The organism is Variovorax sp. PBS-H4 (genome assembly GCF_901827205.1).
Classification (GTDB): Bacteria; Pseudomonadota; Gammaproteobacteria; order Burkholderiales; family Burkholderiaceae_C; genus Variovorax.
The window spans coordinates 2,735,761-2,753,036 of the sequence record NZ_LR594675.1; the positions used below are offsets into that span (position 1 = coordinate 2,735,761).

Consider the following 17,276-nt stretch of genomic DNA (forward strand, 5'->3'; position numbering starts at 1 on the left):
CACAAAGGTCGCCTTGACAATTACTGTCGCGGCAACTAATATTGGGCCCATGCCTGCTTCCACTAGCCCAGCCGCTGCCACCCCGCCGCCCGATCAAGCGAGCGCAGCAGCCGGGTTCTACAAGCCCGATTCGTACAACGCCGAAGAGAGCGTCGGCCACATGATGCGTCGCATCACCACGATGCTGGCGCAGGCGGTGGCCAGCCAGATGTCGGAGCCGAGCGGCCCGACCTTCCCGCAATGGGCGCCGCTGTTCAAGCTGCACCTGGGCCACGCGACCACCGTGGCCGAACTCGCACGCGAATGCCAGCTCGACACCGGCGCCATGACCCGCCTGCTCGACCGCCTCGAGGCCAAGGGCCTGTGCCGGCGCGTGCGCTCGGTTTCCGATCGCCGCGTGGTCAATATCGAGTTGACGGAGGAGGGGCGCGAAGCCGCTCGCCAGGTGCCCCACGTGCTGTGCAGTGTGCAGAACGAACTCCTCACCGGCTTCAGCTCCGAGGAATGGACGCAGCTCAAGCGCTATCTGCGCCGCCTCCTGGACAACGCCCAGGCCATCGCGGCCCGTGGAGAAAAGAATGATCCCGCTTCTTCCTGAAAACGCCCGGCGTCCCCTGGCGGCCGTGGCCGCTGCTGCGGCGCTGTTCCTGGCCGGCTGCGCCGACATGGGCCGCATCGATTCGCACGCCAGCTTGCGCGACGCCGCCTCGGTTGGCCTCGCGCCCGAAGCCGCCGCCATGGCCGCACCCTCCGTCGACAGCCAGTGGTGGCTGAGTTTCGGCGACGCCCGACTCGACGCGCTTGTCGACCAGGCGCTGCGCGGCAATCCCAATCTGCAGGTGGCGCGAGCCCGCCTTGAACGCGCGCAGGCCGCCACCGGCGCTGCCGAAGCCGGCCGCCTGCCAAAGGTCGACGGCCAGCTCGACCTCACCAAGCAGCAATTCAGCAGCAACTACATCTACCCGGCGCCGCTGGGTGGCTCGCGCCAGGAACTCGGCACGTTGCAGCTCAATGCGAGCTGGGAGCTCGATTTCTTCGGCCGCAACCGCACCGCCATCGAGACCGCCGTGGGCAGCGCCAATGCCGCAGCTGCCGATGCCGATGCAGCGCGCGTCCTGCTGGCGGGCAATGTGGCGCGTGCCTACGTCCAATGGGCGCGCCTCGAGGAACAATTGGCAGTGGCCCGGCGCACGCTCTCGCAGCGCGAGGAAACGCTCAAGCTCGTGCGCGATCGCGTCTCGGCCGGCCTCGACACGCGCCTCGAACAATTCCAGAGCGAAGGCGGGCTGCCGCAGGCGCGCCAGCAGATCGAGGCGCTCAACGAGCAGATCGCCCTGGCGCGCAATGCGCTGGACGCGCTGGTGGGCCAGCCCGGCGCCACGCGGACCCTGGCGGCACCGAAGCTCGACGATCTCCACCCGATCGCGCTCCAGCCGACGATCCCGGCCGACCTGCTGGGCCGCCGTGCCGACATCGCCGCCGCCCGCTGGCGCGTCGAGGCCGCGACCAGCGACGTCGCCAATGCGAAGACGCAGTTCTATCCCAACGTCAACCTGGTGGCCTTCGCCGGCTTCTCGGCACTCGGCTTCGGCCAGCTCGTCAAGTCGGGCAGCGAGCAGTGGAGCGTGGGCCCGGCGGTGCGCTTGCCGATCTTCGAAGGTGGCCGGCTGCGCGCCAACCTGCGCGGCAAGACGGCCGACCTCGATGCCGCGATCGAAAGCTACAACGCGGCCGTGCTCGACGCCGTGCGCGAGGTGGCCGACCAGGTCGCGAGCGCCCAGGCCGTCGCCCGCCAGCAAGCCGAGCAGGCCGCCTCGCAGCGTGCCGCCGAGTCCGCCTACGACATCGCGGTGCAGCGCTACGGCGCCGGCCTGGGCAACTACCTCAACGTGCTGACGGCGGAGACAACGGTGCTCGCCGAGCGCCGGCAGGCCGTCGACCTGTCCGCGCGCGCCCTCGAGACCCAGGTGGGGCTCGCACGCGCACTGGGCGGCGGCTGGCAGCCTCAGGCGCAGGCCACCGCCAACGCCGGCGACAAGGCGACCCGACAACCCTGAACAAATTGCGCGAATCCGAAGGACATCCCATGGACAGCAACAACACAACCGAACCGAACGTTCCGGCCGAGGCGCCGGCCTCCAACGGCAAGCGACGCCGCGCCCTGACCGCGCTGGCGGCCGCCGTGGTCGTGGTCGGCGCCGGCTGGGGCGTCTACGAATGGCTCGTCGCCAGCCATTACGAGTCGACCGACAACGCCTACGTGCAGGGCAACGTGATCCAGATCACGCCGCAGATCGGCGGCACGGTGATGGCCATCATGGCCGACGACACCGATTTGGTGAAGAGCGGTCAGCCGCTCGTGCAGCTCGACCCCGCCGATGCCAAGGTCGCCCTCGAGCAGGCCGAGGCGGCGCTGGGCCAGGCGGTCCGCCAGGTCCGCACGCTCTACGCCAACAACGGCTCGCTGGCCGCGCAGGTCTCGCTGCGCCAGGCCGACATCGTCAAGGCGCAGAGCGACATCGCGCGCGCGCAGGATGACCTCAAGCGCCGCCAGGCGCTGTCGGGGAACGGCGCGGTGTCGAAGGAAGAACTCAATCACGCCGAGACCACGCTCGCCAACGCGAAGAGCGCGCTGGCCGCGGCGCAGGCCGGCGTCATCGCGGCACGGGAGCAACTGGCCAGCAACCAGTCGCTGACCGAGGGCACCAGCGTCGAGCAGCACCCCAGCGTGCTGGCCGCCGCGGCCAAGGTGCGAGAGGCTTACCTCGCAACCCAGCGCGTGGCGCTGCCCGCACCAGTGGAAGGCTACGTGGCCAAGCGCACCGTGCAGCTGGGCCAGCGTGTCGCGGCCGGCACGCCCATGATGTCGATCGTGCCGCTCAACCAGCTGTGGGTCGACGCCAATTTCAAGGAAGTTCAGCTGCGCAACATCCGCATCGATCAGCCCGTCAAGCTGGTCGCCGACGTGTACGGCAAAAAGGTCGAGTACACCGGCCATGTCGCCGGCCTCGGCGTGGGCACCGGTGCCGCCTTTGCGCTGCTGCCGGCGCAGAACGCCACCGGCAACTGGATCAAGGTCGTGCAGCGCGTGCCGGTGCGCATCGCGCTCGACGCCGAGCAGCTCAAGGCCAACCCGCTGCGGGTGGGTCTGTCGATGGATGTCGAGGTCGACGTGCGGCAGAAGGACGGCAAGATGCTGGCCGATGCGCCGCGCGCTGCCGCTCTGGCCCAGACACAGGTCTACAGCCAGCTCGATCAGGGCGCCGATGCCGAGGTCCAGCGCATCATCGCGGCCAACCTGGGCCGTGGCGCGGCGCTCGCGAACACGGCCGCCAAGCCGCCGGTGGCTGCCGTGCCGGCCGCCGGCGTGCGCTCGCACGTCAACCCGATCTGAAGCAGGGCACGACGATGGCGACCGCTCCACCTGCCGCCGCTTATCCCCCGCTCGAGGGCTCGGCCGGCGTGTGGGGCACGATCGCGCTGTCTGCCGCGACGTTCATGAACGTGCTCGACACCTCGATCGCGAATGTCTCGCTGCCGGCCATCTCGGGCGACCTGGGTGTGAGCTCCACGCAGGGCACATGGGTCATCACCAGCTTCGCGGTCGCCAACGCCATTGCCGTGCCGCTCACCGGGTGGCTGACCCAGCGCTTCGGCCAGGTGCGGCTGTTCATGACCAGCGTGCTGCTGTTCATCATCAGCTCCTGGCTGTGCGGCCTGGCGCCCAACATGACCATGCTGATCGCCTTCCGCGCGCTGCAGGGCTTCGTGGCGGGGCCCATGATCCCGCTGTCGCAGACGCTGCTGCTGTCGAGCTACCCGAAGGCCAAGGCGGGGCTGGCCATGGCCATGTGGTCGATCACCACGCTGGTCGCACCCGTCATGGGGCCGCTGCTGGGCGGCTGGATCACCGACAACATCTCCTGGCCCTGGATCTTCTACATCAACATTCCGGTGGGGCTGCTTGCCGCCAGCATCACCTGGGGCATCTACCACAAGCGCGAGAGCACCACGCGCAAGGTGCCGATCGACGGCGTCGGCCTGGCGCTGCTGGTGCTGTGGGTGGGATCGCTGCAGCTCATGCTCGACAAGGGCAAGGAGCTCGACTGGTTCCATTCGCCCGAGGTCGTCGCGATGGCGGTGGTGGCGGCCGTGGGCTTCGCCTTCTTCCTCGTGTGGGAGCTGACGGACAAGCACCCCGTGGTCGACCTGTCCCTCTTCAAGCGGCGCAACTTCTGGTCCGGCGCGCTCGCCACGGCGGTGGCCTATGGCCTGTTCTTCGGCAACGTGGTGATCCTGCCCTTGTGGCTGCAGCAGTTCATGGGCTACACGGCCACGCAGGCCGGCATGATCATGGCGCCGGTGGGGCTGCTGGCCATCTTCTTCTCGCCGATCGTCGGCCTGACGGTGGGCAAGATCGACCCGCGCCGCTACGCGACCTTCTCGTTCCTGGTGTTCGCACTGGTGTTGTGGATGCGATCCAACTTCAGCACCCAGGCCGATTTCTGGACCATCATGATCCCGACGGTGATCCAGGGCGTCGCCATGGCGTTCTTCTTCATCCCGCTGGTGACGATCACGCTGTCGGGCCTGTCGCCCGACCGGATCGCGGCAGCCTCTGGCCTGTCGAACTTCGCGCGCATCACCGCGGGCGCCATGGGTACTTCGATCGCGACGACCCTGTGGGAAAACCGCGCCGCACTGCATCATGCGCAGCTCGTGGAGTCGGTCAACCTGGGCAACGCCGCCGCCAACAGTGCAATGGCCGGACTGAGCGCCAGCGGCTTCTCGGCCGAGCAGGTGCTGGGCCAGCTCAACCGCATGGTGGACCAGCAGTCCTTCATGCTGGCGGCCAACGATGTGTTCTACGCATCGGCGGTGCTGTTCCTGCTGCTCATTCCGTTCGTGTGGCTGGCCAAGCCCACGCGCGGCAGCGGCGCGTCCGACGCCGCGGCAGGCGCGCACTGATCCTTCCGGCCCCGAGTCGTTCCCGCAGCGCAGCATAGGCATTTGCCCCAGTAGGCAAGTCTCGCTGCGGCTGCAAACAATGCGTTCCGCGCAGCCATGGTGGCGCGCTCAAATGGACCGCATGACTGATCTTTCCTGCCAGCACCCGGGCGACCGCGCGAGATGAGCGACATCATTCTCGAAACACGCCAGCTCACCAAGGAATTCAAGGGCTTCACCGCCGTCAGCAAAGTCGATCTGAAGGTGGTGCGTGGCTCCATCCACGCCTTGATCGGCCCCAACGGCGCCGGCAAGACGACCTGCTTCAACCTGCTCACCAAGTTCCTCGAGCCCACCTCGGGGACCATCCTTTTCAACGGCCAGGACATCACGGGCGAGCGTCCCGCGCAGATTGCGCGGCGCGGCATCATCCGCTCGTTCCAGATCTCGGCCGTGTTCCCCCATCTCACCCTGCTCGAGAACGTCCGCCTGGGCCTGCAGCGCGCGCTCGGCACCTCCTACCATTTCTGGAAGAGCGAGAAGACGCTCAAGCCGCTCGATGTCCGCGCCCGCGCACTGCTGGCCGAGGTCGGCCTCGAGGAGCTGGCCGACGAAGAAACGGTGAACCTGCCCTATGGCCGCAAGCGCGCGCTCGAGATTGCGACGACGCTCGCGATGGAGCCCGAGCTCATGCTCCTCGACGAGCCCACGCAGGGCATGGGCCATGAGGACGTGCACCGCGTGGCCGAGCTGATCAAGCGTGTCTCGGCCGGCCGCACCATCCTGATGGTGGAGCACAACATGAGCGTGGTCTCGACCATCGCCGACACCATCACCGTCTTGCAGCGCGGCGCCGTGCTGGCCGAGGGGCCGTATGCCCAGGTCTCGCGCAACCCGCAGGTGATGGAGGCCTACATGGGCACCACCGATGGCCAGCTGCAGGGAGCCCACTGAATGAGCGTTCCTGCACTCGACATCAAGAACCTGCAGGCCTGGTACGGCGAATCGCACGTGCTGCACGGCGTCGACATGGTGGTGCAGCCGGGCGAAGTCGTCACGCTGCTCGGCCGCAACGGGGCAGGGCGCACCACCACGATGCGCGCCATCCTGGGATTGACCGGCGCGCGCAAGGGCAGCATCAAGGTGAATGGCGTCGAGACCATCGGCATGCCCACGCACCGCATCGCGCACCACGGCATCGGCTACTGCCCGGAGGAGCGTGGCATCTTCGCGAGCCTGTCGGCCGAAGAAAACCTCATGCTGCCGCCGGTAGTGAAAAGTGCAGTCAAGGGGGCGCCCGAGGGCATGTCGGTGGAGGAGATCTACGCCATGTTCCCCAACCTCGCCGAACGCCGCCACAGCCAGGGCACGCGCCTGTCCGGCGGCGAGCAGCAAATGCTGGCGGTCGCGCGCATCCTGCGCACCGGCGCCAGGCTGCTGCTGCTGGACGAGATCTCGGAGGGGCTGGCCCCGGTGATCGTGCAGGCGCTGGCCCGCATGATCCACACCTTGCGCGGCAAGGGCTACACGGTCGTCATGGTGGAGCAGAACTTCCGTTTTGCCGCACCGCTGGCCGACCGCTTCTACGTGATGGAGCACGGCCGCATCGTCGAGAAATTCGGCGCAGCCGAGCTCGATGCCAAGATGCCGGTGCTGCACGAGCTGCTCGGCGTCTGAACTCCGCTTGTGCTTGTTTCGTGTCTGAACCACCCATTTGTTTTTGCTTGAAGGAGACACCATGAAGACTGCATTCACCGCGATCGCGCTCGCCGTCGGCGCCCTGGCTCTGGCTTCCGGCGCGCAGGCGCAGGAGAAGGTCAAGATCGGCTTCGTCACCGACATGTCCAGCCTGTACTCCGACGTCGAAGGCAAGGGCGGCGCCACCGCGATCGAGATGGCCATTGCCGACTTCGGGGGCAAGGCGCTGGGCCAGCCCATCGAACTGCTCACGGCCGACCACCAGAACAAGGCTGACATCGCCGCCTCCAAGGCGCGCGAGTGGATCGACACCGCTGGCGCCACCATGATCTTCGGCGGCACCAACTCCGGCACCGCGCTGGCCACGGCCAAGGTGGCGCAGGAGAAGAAGCGCGTCTACTTCAACAACGGCGCGGCAAGCTCGGCGCTCACCAACGAGCAGTGCAGCCCCTACACCGTGCACTACGCCTACGACACTGTCGCACTCGCGAAGGGCACCGGCGCCACGGTGGTCGAGCAGGGCGGCAAGAGCTGGTTCTTCCTGACTGCCGACTACGCCTTCGGTCATGCCCTGGAAGCCGACACCACCCGCATCGTGAAGGAGAAGGGCGGAACGGTGGTCGGCGCGGTGCGCCATCCGCTCAATGCGTCGGACTTTTCGTCCTTCCTGCTGCAGGCGCAGAACTCCAAGGCGCAAATCCTCGGCCTCGCGAACGCGGGCGGCGACACCATCAACTCGATCAAGGCGGCCAAGGAATTCGGCATCGGCAAGACGATGAAGGTGGCCGGCCTGCTCGTCTTCCTGAGCGACATCCACAGCCTGGGCCTGAAGAACACCGAGGGCCTGCTGCACACCACCAGCTGGTACTGGGACTTGAATGACGATACGCGCAAGTGGGCCGCCCGCTTCTACGAGAAGACCAAGCGCATGCCCACCGACGTCCAGGCGGCCGACTACTCGGCCACCATGACCTACCTGAAGGCCGTCGAGGCCGCCAAGACCACCGATTCCGACAAGGTGATGGAACAGCTCAAGAAGATGCCGATCAGCGATTTCTACGGCAAGGGCCAGATTCGCGCCGACGGCCGCTACGTGCACGACATGTACCTGGTGCAGGTCAAGGCCCCGTCCGAATCGAAGAAGGAGTGGGACTACCTCAAGGTGGTCAAGACGCTGCCGGGCGACCAGGTCTTCACGACCAAGGCCGAGTCCAAGTGCGCACTCTGGAAATGAGCCGGATCCATTCTCGAAGGAAAGAACACATGACGAACAAACCTGCACTGTCGGCCGTCGCCCTTGGCTTGGCCCTGGCCGCGGGCGCCGCCCAGGCCCAGGTCAAGATCGGCTTCATCACCGACATGTCCAGCCTGTACGCCGATGTCGAAGGCCGCAACGGCGCCACCGCGATCCAGATGGCCATCGACGACTTCGGCGGCAAGGTCAACGGCCAGGCCATCGAACTGCTCACGGCCGACCACCAGAACAAGGCCGACATCGCTGCCTCCAAGGCGCGCGAATGGATCGACACCGCAGGCTTGACGATGCTGTTCGGCGGTACCAATTCCGGCACCGGCCTTGCGATGGCGAAAGTGGCGCAGGAGAAGAAGCGCGTCTTCGTGGTCAACGGTGCCGGCACCTCGGCACTGACCAATGAGCAGTGCAGCCCCTACACCGTGCACTATGCGTATGACACCGTGGCACTCGCCAAGGGCACGGGCGGCGCGGTCGTTGCGCAGGGCGGCAAGAGCTGGTTCTTCCTGACCGCCGACTACGCCTTCGGCGCGGCGCTCGAGGCCGACACCGCCAAGGTGGTCAAGGAGAAGGGCGGCACAGTGGTCGGCGGCGTCAAGCATCCGCTCAACGCCTCCGATTTCTCGTCCTTCCTGCTGCAGGCGCAGAACTCCAAGGCCAAGATCCTGGGGCTCGCCAACGCGGGCGGCGACACCATCAACGCGATCAAGGCGGCCAAGGAATTCGGCATCACCAAGACGATGAAGATGGCGGGCCTGCTGGTCTTCATCACCGACATCCACAGCCTCGGCCTGAAGAACACCGAAGGCCTGCTGCTCACGACCAGCTGGGACTGGAACATCGACGACAAGACCCGCGCCTTCGGCAAGAAATTCTTCGACAAGACCAAGCGCATGCCGACCGACATCCAGGCCGCCGACTACTCAGCCACCATGACTTACCTGAAGGCGGTGCAGGCGGCCGGCACGACCGATGCCGACAAGGTGATGGAGCAAATCAAGAAGACGCCCGTCGACGATTTCTACGCCAAGGGCCGCATCCGCGAGGATGGACGCTTCGTGCATGACATGTACCTGGTGCAGGTCAAGAGCCCGGCCGAGTCGAAGCAGCCGTGGGATTACTACAAGGTGGTGAGCAAGCTGCCCGGCGACCAGGTCTTCACCACCAAGGCCGAGAGCAAGTGCGCCCTCTGGAAGTAGTGCACGCGCCCCAGGCCGTCGGCCCGGCAGCTCCGGCTGCCGAGCTTCGGCGGCCCTGCTGAACAACAAGATCCAATGACCATCTCCTTTCCAGCACTGCTGAGCCAGCTCCTCCTCGGGCTGGTCAACGGATCGTTCTACGCGATCCTGAGCCTCGGGCTCGCGGTGATCTTCGGGCTGCTCAACGTCATCAACTTCGCGCATGGCGCGCTGTTCATGCTGGGCGCGGTGCTGGCTTGGATCGCGATGAACTACTTCGGCATCAACTACTGGGTGATGCTGGTCGCGGCCCCGATCGTCGTCGGCCTCTTCGGCATCCTCATCGAGCGGCTGCTGCTGCGGTGGATCTACAAGCTCGACCACCTCTACGGCCTCTTGCTCACGCTGGGTCTCACGCTGCTGATCGAGGGCGTGTTCCGCTCCGTCTACGGCGTCTCGGGCCTGCCCTACGACACGCCTGATGCGCTGGCAAGCGCCACCGACCTCGGCTTCATGATCCTGCCCAACTACCGCGCCTGGGTGGTGGTGGCTTCGCTGGTGGTCTGCTTTGCGACCTGGTTCGTGATCGAGAAGACGCGCCTGGGTGCCTACCTGCGCGCCGGCACCGAGAACCCGCGGCTCGTGGAGGCCTTCGGCGTCAATGTGCCGCTGATGGTCACGCTGACCTATGGCTTCGGTGTCGCGCTCGCTGCCTTTGCGGGCGTGCTGGCCGCGCCGGTGATCCAGGTCTCGCCGCTGATGGGGCAGAACCTCATCATCGTGGTCTTCGCGGTGGTGGTGATCGGCGGCATGGGCTCGATCATGGGCGCCATCCTCACCGGCCTGGGACTGGGCGTGATCGAGGGGCTCACCAAGGTCTTCTATCCCGAGGCTTCATCCACGGTGGTGTTCGTGATCATGGTCATCGTGCTGCTGATCCGGCCGGCCGGCCTGTTCGGCAAAGAGAAGTGAAGCGGCCCGCGCGATGAAGAACAACAACATTTCCCTTGTCCTCTACGGCCTGCTGCTGCTCGCGCTGCTGGCCGCGCCCTTCCTGGGCGCGTACCCGGTGTTCGTGATGAAGCTCATGTGCTTCGCGCTGTTCGCCTCGGCCTTCAACCTGCTGCTCGGCTACACGGGGCTGCTGTCGTTCGGGCACGCGGCCTTCCTCGGCGGCTCGGCCTATGTGGCCGGGCATGCGATGAAGGTCTGGGGCCTGTCGCCGGAGCTGGGCCTGATCGCCGGCACGCTCACCGGCGCGCTGCTCGGCTGGATCTTCGGCCTCCTGGCGATCCGCCGACAGGGCATCTACTTCGCGATGATCACGCTGGCGCTGGCGCAGATGGTCTTCTTCATCTGCCTGCAGGCCAAGTTCACTGGCGGCGAGGACGGCCTGCAAGGCGTGCCCCGCGGCAAGCTCTTCGGCCTGCTCAACCTGCAGGACGACCTGGTCATGTACTACGTGGCGCTGGCGATCGTCGTCGCTGCTTTCCTGCTTATCGTGCGCACCATCCATTCGCCCTTCGGCCAGGTGCTCAAGGGCATCAAGGAGAACGAGCCGCGCGCGCTCTCGCTGGGCTACGACGTGGCCCGCTTCAAGCTGCTGGCCTTCGTGATCTCGGCTGCGCTGTCGGGCCTGGCCGGCTCGCTCAAGACCTTGGTACTGGGCTTTGCCACGCTGTCCGACGTGCACTGGACCGCCTCCGGCCAGGTGATCCTGATGACGCTGGTGGGCGGCCTGGGCACGCTGTCCGGCCCGCTGGTCGGCTCGGCGGTGGTGGTGCTGCTGGAAAACAAGATCGGCGAGTTCGGCCACCTGCTCGCCAGCCTCACGTCCGTCGAATGGTTCAACACGCTGGGCGAGTCGGTCACCATGGTCACGGGCCTGATCTTCGTGATCTGCGTGCTGGCCTTCCGGCGCGGGATCATGGGCGAAATCATCGCCTTGGTATCGCGCAAACGTTAGCCGGGGGCAAGTGCTCATTGGCGTCCTTCACGTTTCAGCGCATCGATGTCACGCGCTCGAAACTTGCCTTTGGGCAGAGCGGCACGCAGTTCACGCGCCCATCTCCATCCACAATGGAACCATGTTGGTTCCAACCGACAGCGCCGTCGACCCGAGTCCGATCATGTGGCAACCCGCCGAACGCTATCCTGACCCCGCCGTCGAGATCCTCGATCCCCGCTTCGCCAAATACCGCCTGTTGAGCGCCGCGGTCGAGCGCCTGGCCACCGGCTTTCGCTGGGCCGAAGGGCCGGTATGGTTCGGCGACGGCCGCTACGTGCTCTGGAGCGACATCCCCAACAACCGCGTGCTGCGCTGGGATGAGGAAACCGGCGCCGTCAGCCACTTCCGCAAGCCATCGAATTTCGCCAACGGCCACACGCGCGACCGGCAGGGCCGCCTGCTCAGCTGCGAGCACGGCACCCGCCGCGTGACGCGCACCGAATACGACGGTTCGATCACCGTGATCCTCGACCGCTTCGAGGGCAAGCGCCTCAATTCACCCAACGACATCGTCGTCAAGTCGGACGACTCGATCTGGTTCACCGATCCACCCTTCGGCATCCTCGGCCACTACGAAGGCCACGCGGCCGAGCCGGAACTGCCGACCAACGTCTACCGCGTCGACGGGCAGACGGGCAAGGCCACCGTGGTCTGCAATGACATCGAGCGCCCCAACGGCCTTTGCTTCTCGCCCGACGAGAGCCTGCTCTACGTGGTCGAGTCGGGCAGCACGCCGCGCCGCATCCGCGTCTTCGACCTCAGCGAGGACGGGCAGGGCCTCGCAAACGGGCGCGTGTTCGTCGAGGCCGATCCGCAAGGCTCGCCTGATGGCTTCCGCTGCGATGTCGACGGCAACCTGTGGGCGGGCTGGGGCACCGGCGAGGGCCGCGATGGGGTGAGGGTGTTCGCACCCGACGCCACGCCCATCGGCCGCATCGCGCTGCCGGAACGCTGCGCCAATGTCTGCTTCGGCGGCGCGGCGCGCAACAGGCTCTTCATGGCGGCGAGCCAGTCGCTTTACGCGATCTACGTCAACACGCAGGGCGCGCGCGGCGGCTGAAGGCCCGGGCTCAGGGCGCGAAGCGGCGCGTGAGCGCCTCCGGCAGGCCGATGGCCGGCTTCGGCGCGGGCCTTCTGAAGGTGCCGGCGCTGGCCTTGCGCACGCGCAGCGTCGCGAGCGCCTCGGCCTGCTTCACGGCCGCGGCCATCTGGTCGACCACCGGCACGGGGATGCGGTCCTTGACCTTGTCGGCCAAGCCCGCCAGCGGCGCGCCGGCAAGGATCACCACGTCGGCCTCGTCCTCGTCGACCGCGCGGTTCGCCAGGTCCACCAGCAGCTGTTCCTTTTCGTCCTGCACATCGGCGATGGAGGCGAAGCGGCCTTCGAGCATGCGGATGCCGGCCAGGCGGCCCATGAGCCCATGCGATTCCACGCACTCCGCATACCAGGGGCCGAGTGCCTGCGCGAAGGTCACGATGGCAAAACGCTTGCCGAGCATGCACGCGGTCAGCATCGCGGCCTCGGCCATGCCGATCACCGGCATGTCGAAGAGCTCGCGCGCGCCGAACAATCCCGGGTCGCCGAAAGCCGCGATGACGGCGGCGTCGAAGCCTTCCTGGTGTTCGGCCAGCATCTCCAGCGCCACCGCGCCGCCGATCTGCGCCTCGGCGCGTGTGGCGATATAGGGAAAGCCGCGCGGCGCCGTGAGCGCGACCAGTTCCGTGCCGGCGGCTGCAGCGGGAAGGGCGGCACGCATCAGCCGATCGGTGATGCCCTGGCTGGTGTTCGGGTTGACGACGAGGATGCGCATGGGATTCCTTTGATCAGGCGTGACTATGCGGCCGTATGGCCGGCCTGCGCCAGCACCGCTTCGATGGCCCGGGCTGCTTCGAGCAGTTGCCGGTCCCGTCCGCGCGCCGCGATCAGCTGAAGCCCGACCGGCAAGCCGTCGCGGCCGCTGCCGCAGGGAATGGAAATGGCCGCCGCCATCGCATGGTTCACGAAAGGCGTGAACACCGCGTGCGCACGCGGCTCCACGGCCTGGCCGCCGATGTGCGTGGGCCCGAGCCGGTCGTTGCGCCAGGCGACGCAGGGTGCGGTCGGACAGATCAGCAGGTCATGGTGCCCCAGGAAGCCGGCCAGCGTCGAGGCGATCGCGGCGCCCGCGGCGCGGGCGCGCGCCACGTCGGCGCCGGACCACTGCAGCCCGCGTTCGATCTGGCGCGCCACATCGGGATCGAAGACGGAAGCGTCGCGCCGCCAGTCATCGCCGAACAGGTGGGCGAGCCCGGTGTGCTGCAGCGGCATCAAGGCCGCCTCGTCGGCACCCTCGGGCCAGGCCGGATCGGCATCGGCGATGTCGAAGCCGGCCGTACGCAGCGCGTCGATCGCGCTGGCGATGCATGCCTCCACGTCCTCGTCCACCGGCGCGTCGAGGCCCAGGCGCGGACTGAAGGCGATGCGCAGCCGGTTCGCGGCGCGCGGCGCGGCCGGGTCGGGCAGCAGGCTCGACGCCGGGTCGCGCGGGTCGGGGCCCGCCATCGCCTCGAACATCAGCGCGGCGTCGGCAACGGTCCGGGTGATGGGTGCGATCACCTGCAGACCGATGAAGGCGTGCGGGAAAGCAAAGGGATCGGGAATCGCGCCGAAGGAAGGCTTGAAGCCCACCACGCCGACGTGCGCGGGCGGTCGTCGGCTCGAACCGCCGCCGTCGGTACCCAGGGCGAGCGGCGCCAGCCGCGCCGCCACCGCGACGGCGCATCCGCCCGAGGAACCGCCCGGCGTCAGGGCGGGGTCCATCGGATGGCGCGTGAGGCCGTAGACCTTGTTCGTGGTCAGTCCCTTGCAGGCGAACTCCGAACTGTTGCCCATGCCGATGACCAGCGCGCCCGCGGCCCGCAGGCGCTCCACGGCCAGCGCATCACGTGGCGCGACGAAGTCCTGGAACAGCAGCGAGCCTTGCGTCACGCGCTGGTCCCGGACCCAGATCACGTCCTTGACCACCACGGGCACGCCGGCCAGCGGCATCGGCTCCTTGCGGGCGATGCGCGCGCGAAGGGCCTCTATCTCGGTCTCGAGCGAGGCAGGGACACCACCCACCACCGCATTGAGCACGCCGTTGCGCGAGGCGATGTTCTGCAGGAAGGCCGCCACCACCTCGCCCGGGTCCAGCGTTCCGCCCTGCACGCGTTGCGCGATCTGCGTGGCGTCGAGCTCAAGCATGCGGCGGCCCCTTCGCGAGCCGGGCCAATGCATCGGGCAAATTGCCCACATAGCCGCCGGCCGCCGCATCGCCGGGTTTGGGGCGTGCCATCTCCGGCTTGCCGCATGGCAGGAACTCGCCATGGCCCGAAGGGGCGCAGGGCTGGCCCTCGTCCCAGACGCGTTCGCCGCGCACCAGCGTGGTCACAGGCCAGCCGGTGACCTGCATGCCCTCGTAGGGTGTGTAGTCGACGTCGTGGTGGAGCATGCGGTTCTCGATGGTGACCTCCTTGTTCGGGTCCCAGATCGCGATGTCGGCATCCGAGCCAATTGCGATCGTGCCCTTGCGCGGGTGCAGGCCATAGAGCCGCGCCGGGTTGGTGGCGGTGAGGCTGACGAACTGGTTGAGCGTGATGCGCCCGGTGCGCACGCCTTCGGAGAAGAGCAGCGGCAGGCGCGTCTCCAGCCCCGGAATGCCGTTGGGAATGTGGCGGAAGGCCACCTCCTTGCCGCCGGGCTTCTTGCCCTGTGGATCGTCGAAGCGAAACGGCGCATGGTCGGAGGAGACGATGGTGAAGAGCCCGTCGGACAAGCCCTCCCACACCACGCGCTGGTTGGCCCGGTCGCGCGGCGGCGGGCTGCAGACGCACTTGGCGCCCTCGTAGCCGCCGCCCAGGTCTTCCGCGCTGAGGAACAGGTACTGCGGGCAGGTCTCGGCATACAGGCGCATGCCCCGGCCGCGCGCCCAGCGGATCTGCTCGATGGCCTCGCGGCCGGACACGTGCACGATCAGGATCGGCACATCGACCAGTTCCGACAGCGTGATGGCGCGGTGCGTCGCCTCGCGCTCGATGGCCATGGGCCGCGAGGTGCCGTGGTACAGCGGCGCGGTGTGCCCGGCTTCCTCCAGCGTCTCGGTGAGCCAGGCGATGCAGTCTGCGTTCTCGGCGTGGATCATCGCCAGCGCGCCGTGGCGGCGTGCGACCGCGAGCAGGCGCAGGATCTGGCGGTCGTCCAGCATCATGTCGTCGTAGGTCATGTAGATCTTGAACGACGTGTAGCCCTCGGCGATCAGGGCCGGCAGCTCCTCGCGCAGCACCTGCTCCGTGGGGTCGGTCACGATCATGTGGAAGGCGTAGTCCACCACCGCCTTGCGCCCCGCGCGCTGGTGATAGTCCTCCACTGCGTCGCGCAGCGACCGGCCCTTGATCTGCGCGGCGAAAGGGATCACGGTGGTGGTGCCGCCGCAGGCCGCCGAGCGCGTGCCGCTGGCGAAGTCGTCGGCCATCCGCAGGCCCTCGTCCATCGGCTGGTCGAGGTGGCAGTGGGCATCGACGCCGCCGGGCAGCACCAGCTTGCCCCGGGCATCGATCTCGACGCGGCCGCGCGCGAGCTCCTGCCCGAGTGCGACCACGCGGCCGTCGCGGATGCCGATGTCGGCCTGCATGGTTTCCGCAGCCGTCGCGACCAGGCCGTTGCGGATGACAGTGTCGAAGCCTTGCACTTGCGTTTCCTTGGTTGGCCTGCCGCCGGTGCTCAGTGCCCGGCATCCTTGAGGTCGATGCGCGCGGTCTCGCGGGCCGCAAAGGCGGCCACGGCGATCAGCGCACAGACGATCGCGAGATAGACGGCCACCGGCGTCGTGGAGTTGAAGCGCGCGATCAGCGCAGTGGCGATGATCGGCGCCAGCGCGCCGCCGAAGACGCCCGCGAACTGGAAGCCCAGCGAGGCGCCCGTCACCCGCACGCGGGTCGCGAACAGTTCCGGCAGGAAGGAGGCGAGCGGCGAGAACATGAAGGACACCAGGACCATGCCGACGAAGGAAGCCGCCATGATCATGGCCGGGTCGCGCGTCTGCACCATCTGCATGAAGGCGAAGGCCCAGAGCGCGCCGCCGATGCCGCCGATCATGAGCACCGGCCGGCGGCCGATGCGGTCGGACAGCCAGCCGGCCACCGGGATGAAGATCATCTGCGCCACCGCGCCCAGCAGCACCGCGTTGAGCGCGATCGACTTCGGCAGGCCCAGCTGCGTCGGCACGAAGTACAGCAGGAACAGGGTGAACACGTAGAAGGCGATGTCGCCGCCCAGGCGCGCGAAGAAGGCGATGGCGAGCTGCGGCTTGTAGTGGCGCAGGACCTCCTTGATGGGCGCGTGCGCTTCATGACCCTTGGCCTCCTTCTCGAACACCTTGGACTCGGCCACGCTCATGCGGATGTACAGGCCCACCCCCACCAGGATGGCGCTCAGCATGAAGGGGATGCGCCAGCCCCATGACAGGAAGGCCTCGTCGGACACTTGCCAGGTGACCAGCGCGAAGGCGCCGTTGGCGAGCAGCAGCCCGATGGGCGCCGCGATCTGCACCACGGCACCGAGCAGCCCGCGCCGCTTGCCCTCGGGGTCGAGCTCGTTGACCATGATCGCCGCACCGCCCCATTCGCCGCCCAGCGCCAGCCCCTGGATGATGCGCAGCAGCACCAGCAGGATGGGCGCCAGCATGCCGACCTGGCCGAAGGTCGGCAGGCAGCCGATCAAGAAGGTGGCCAGGCCCATCATCAGCAGCGTGATGAAGAGGATCGACTTGCGGCCCAGCTTGTCGCCGAAGTGCCCGAACACCGCCGCGCCCAGCGGACGTGCGACGAAGGCCACGCCATAGCTGGCGAAGGACAGCAGCGTCGCCACCAACGGCTCGCTTTGAGGAAAGAACAGTTTCGGGAAGACCAGGGCCGCCGCAGAGCCGTAGATGAAGTGGTCGTAGAACTCGAGCGTCGTTCCCGCCAGGCTGGCGGCAGCCACGCGCTTGGTGGACGAGGGGCTGGCTTCGCGTTCGGCTGTCCCGCCGATGGGCATGGTTGCATGCATTCGCTGTCTCCGTAGGTGATGGATATGAGGGGCTGAATCGTCGCGCGGTGCAAAAGATAGGCGATAACCGATGTGCAATCAAGAAGAAATTTGTACATCGCAAAAAACATTTATGTTCCTCGGGTCTAA

15 protein-coding genes are annotated in these 17,276 nt (G+C 67.4%); 11 read left to right on the forward strand and 4 right to left on the reverse strand.

From position 1 onward, the window contains the following. Positions 1 to 49 precede the first annotated feature (49 nt). The 11 genes from E5CHR_RS12910 to E5CHR_RS12960 all read left to right on the forward strand — a co-directional run bounded on the left by E5CHR_RS12910 (position 50) and on the right by E5CHR_RS12960 (position 12,143). Positions 50 to 598: a MarR family winged helix-turn-helix transcriptional regulator gene (locus E5CHR_RS12910; protein WP_162580169.1), complete on the forward strand. Its 549-nt coding sequence runs from the start codon at positions 50 to 52 to the stop codon at positions 596 to 598. Beyond that, positions 579 to 2,057 carry an efflux transporter outer membrane subunit gene (locus E5CHR_RS12915; RefSeq protein WP_162580171.1) on the forward strand — a complete coding sequence of 493 codons (1,479 nt, stop codon included), beginning with the start codon at positions 579 to 581 and terminating at the stop codon, positions 2,055 to 2,057. Before E5CHR_RS12910 ends, E5CHR_RS12915 begins: the two co-directional genes overlap by 20 nt. A 29-nt stretch (positions 2,058 to 2,086) precedes the next feature. After that, a complete protein-coding gene (locus E5CHR_RS12920; protein WP_162580173.1) occupies positions 2,087 to 3,394 on the forward strand; it encodes an HlyD family secretion protein in 1,308 nt (435 codons plus the stop codon). 14 nt (positions 3,395 to 3,408) lie between these two features. Continuing rightward, a complete protein-coding gene (locus E5CHR_RS12925) occupies positions 3,409 to 4,968 on the forward strand; it encodes a DHA2 family efflux MFS transporter permease subunit (RefSeq protein WP_162580175.1) in 1,560 nt (519 codons plus the stop codon). 162 nt (positions 4,969 to 5,130) lie between these two features. Next, the gene (locus E5CHR_RS12930) at positions 5,131 to 5,901 is read left to right on the forward strand and encodes an ABC transporter ATP-binding protein (RefSeq protein ID WP_162580177.1); all 771 of its coding nucleotides are present in this window, start codon (positions 5,131 to 5,133) and stop codon (positions 5,899 to 5,901) included. Then, complete coding sequence (locus E5CHR_RS12935) at positions 5,902 to 6,624, forward strand: ABC transporter ATP-binding protein (RefSeq protein WP_162580179.1); 723 nt, start codon at positions 5,902 to 5,904, stop codon at positions 6,622 to 6,624. Positions 6,625 to 6,685: 61 nt separating this feature from the next. Then, complete coding sequence (locus E5CHR_RS12940) at positions 6,686 to 7,879, forward strand: ABC transporter substrate-binding protein (protein WP_162580180.1); 1,194 nt, start codon at positions 6,686 to 6,688, stop codon at positions 7,877 to 7,879. 29 nt (positions 7,880 to 7,908) lie between these two features. Beyond that, positions 7,909 to 9,096: an ABC transporter substrate-binding protein gene (locus E5CHR_RS12945; protein WP_162580182.1), complete on the forward strand. Its 1,188-nt coding sequence runs from the start codon at positions 7,909 to 7,911 to the stop codon at positions 9,094 to 9,096. A gap of 75 nt (positions 9,097 to 9,171) precedes the next feature. Then, positions 9,172 to 10,047, forward strand: coding sequence for a branched-chain amino acid ABC transporter permease (locus E5CHR_RS12950; protein WP_162580184.1), 876 nt, complete (start codon positions 9,172 to 9,174; stop codon positions 10,045 to 10,047). 13 nt (positions 10,048 to 10,060) lie between these two features. Further along, positions 10,061 to 11,041, forward strand: a complete 981-nt coding sequence (locus E5CHR_RS12955) for a branched-chain amino acid ABC transporter permease (protein ID WP_162580186.1) — start codon at positions 10,061 to 10,063, stop codon at positions 11,039 to 11,041. A gap of 163 nt (positions 11,042 to 11,204) precedes the next feature. Further along, on the forward strand, positions 11,205 to 12,143 hold the full coding sequence (locus E5CHR_RS12960; protein WP_162583702.1) for an SMP-30/gluconolactonase/LRE family protein: 939 nt from the start codon (positions 11,205 to 11,207) through the stop codon (positions 12,141 to 12,143). A gap of 10 nt (positions 12,144 to 12,153) precedes the next feature. On the opposite strand, the gene E5CHR_RS12965 is transcribed toward E5CHR_RS12960, so the two are convergent. The 4 genes from E5CHR_RS12965 to E5CHR_RS12980 are packed head-to-tail and all read right to left on the reverse strand — an operon-like array spanning position 12,154 to position 17,147. After that, on the reverse strand, positions 12,154 to 12,894 hold the full coding sequence (locus E5CHR_RS12965) for an aspartate/glutamate racemase family protein (protein WP_162580188.1): 741 nt from the start codon (positions 12,892 to 12,894) through the stop codon (positions 12,154 to 12,156). Between the two features lie 23 nt (positions 12,895 to 12,917). After that, positions 12,918 to 14,306 (reverse strand): amidase, encoded by a 1,389-nt coding sequence (locus E5CHR_RS12970; RefSeq protein ID WP_162580190.1) that lies wholly within the window; start codon positions 14,304 to 14,306, stop codon positions 12,918 to 12,920. Further along, entirely contained in the window at positions 14,299 to 15,789 is a 1,491-nt protein-coding gene (gene hydA / locus E5CHR_RS12975) for a dihydropyrimidinase (protein ID WP_162580192.1), read from the reverse strand. Before hydA ends, E5CHR_RS12970 begins: the two co-directional genes overlap by 8 nt. A 32-nt stretch (positions 15,790 to 15,821) precedes the next feature. After that, a complete protein-coding gene (locus tag E5CHR_RS12980; RefSeq protein ID WP_162580193.1) occupies positions 15,822 to 17,147 on the reverse strand; it encodes an MFS transporter in 1,326 nt (441 codons plus the stop codon). Positions 17,148 to 17,276: the final 129 nt, after the last annotated feature.

Bases quoted from the DNA above. Each gene is read 5' to 3' on its own strand.
- E5CHR_RS12950 (WP_162580184.1), top strand. From the start codon at position 9,172: ATGACCATCTCCTTTCCAGCACTGCTGAGCCAGCTCCTCCTCGGGCTG.
- E5CHR_RS12910 (WP_162580169.1), top strand. From the start codon at position 50: ATGCCTGCTTCCACTAGCCCAGCCGCTGCCACCCCGCCGCCCGATCAA.
- E5CHR_RS12920 (WP_162580173.1), top strand. From the start codon at position 2,087: ATGGACAGCAACAACACAACCGAACCGAACGTTCCGGCCGAGGCGCCG.
- E5CHR_RS12955 (WP_162580186.1), top strand. From the start codon at position 10,061: ATGAAGAACAACAACATTTCCCTTGTCCTCTACGGCCTGCTGCTGCTC.
- E5CHR_RS12970 (WP_162580190.1), bottom strand. From the start codon at position 14,306: ATGCTTGAGCTCGACGCCACGCAGATCGCGCAACGCGTGCAGGGCGGA.
- E5CHR_RS12940 (WP_162580180.1), top strand. From the start codon at position 6,686: ATGAAGACTGCATTCACCGCGATCGCGCTCGCCGTCGGCGCCCTGGCT.
- E5CHR_RS12925 (WP_162580175.1), top strand. From the start codon at position 3,409: ATGGCGACCGCTCCACCTGCCGCCGCTTATCCCCCGCTCGAGGGCTCG.
- E5CHR_RS12935 (WP_162580179.1), top strand. From the start codon at position 5,902: ATGAGCGTTCCTGCACTCGACATCAAGAACCTGCAGGCCTGGTACGGC.
- E5CHR_RS12945 (WP_162580182.1), top strand. From the start codon at position 7,909: ATGACGAACAAACCTGCACTGTCGGCCGTCGCCCTTGGCTTGGCCCTG.
- E5CHR_RS12930 (WP_162580177.1), top strand. From the start codon at position 5,131: ATGAGCGACATCATTCTCGAAACACGCCAGCTCACCAAGGAATTCAAG.
- E5CHR_RS12965 (WP_162580188.1), bottom strand. From the start codon at position 12,894: ATGCGCATCCTCGTCGTCAACCCGAACACCAGCCAGGGCATCACCGAT.
- E5CHR_RS12960 (WP_162583702.1), top strand. From the start codon at position 11,205: ATGTGGCAACCCGCCGAACGCTATCCTGACCCCGCCGTCGAGATCCTC.
- E5CHR_RS12980 (WP_162580193.1), bottom strand. From the start codon at position 17,147: ATGCATGCAACCATGCCCATCGGCGGGACAGCCGAACGCGAAGCCAGC.
- E5CHR_RS12915 (WP_162580171.1), top strand. From the start codon at position 579: ATGATCCCGCTTCTTCCTGAAAACGCCCGGCGTCCCCTGGCGGCCGTG.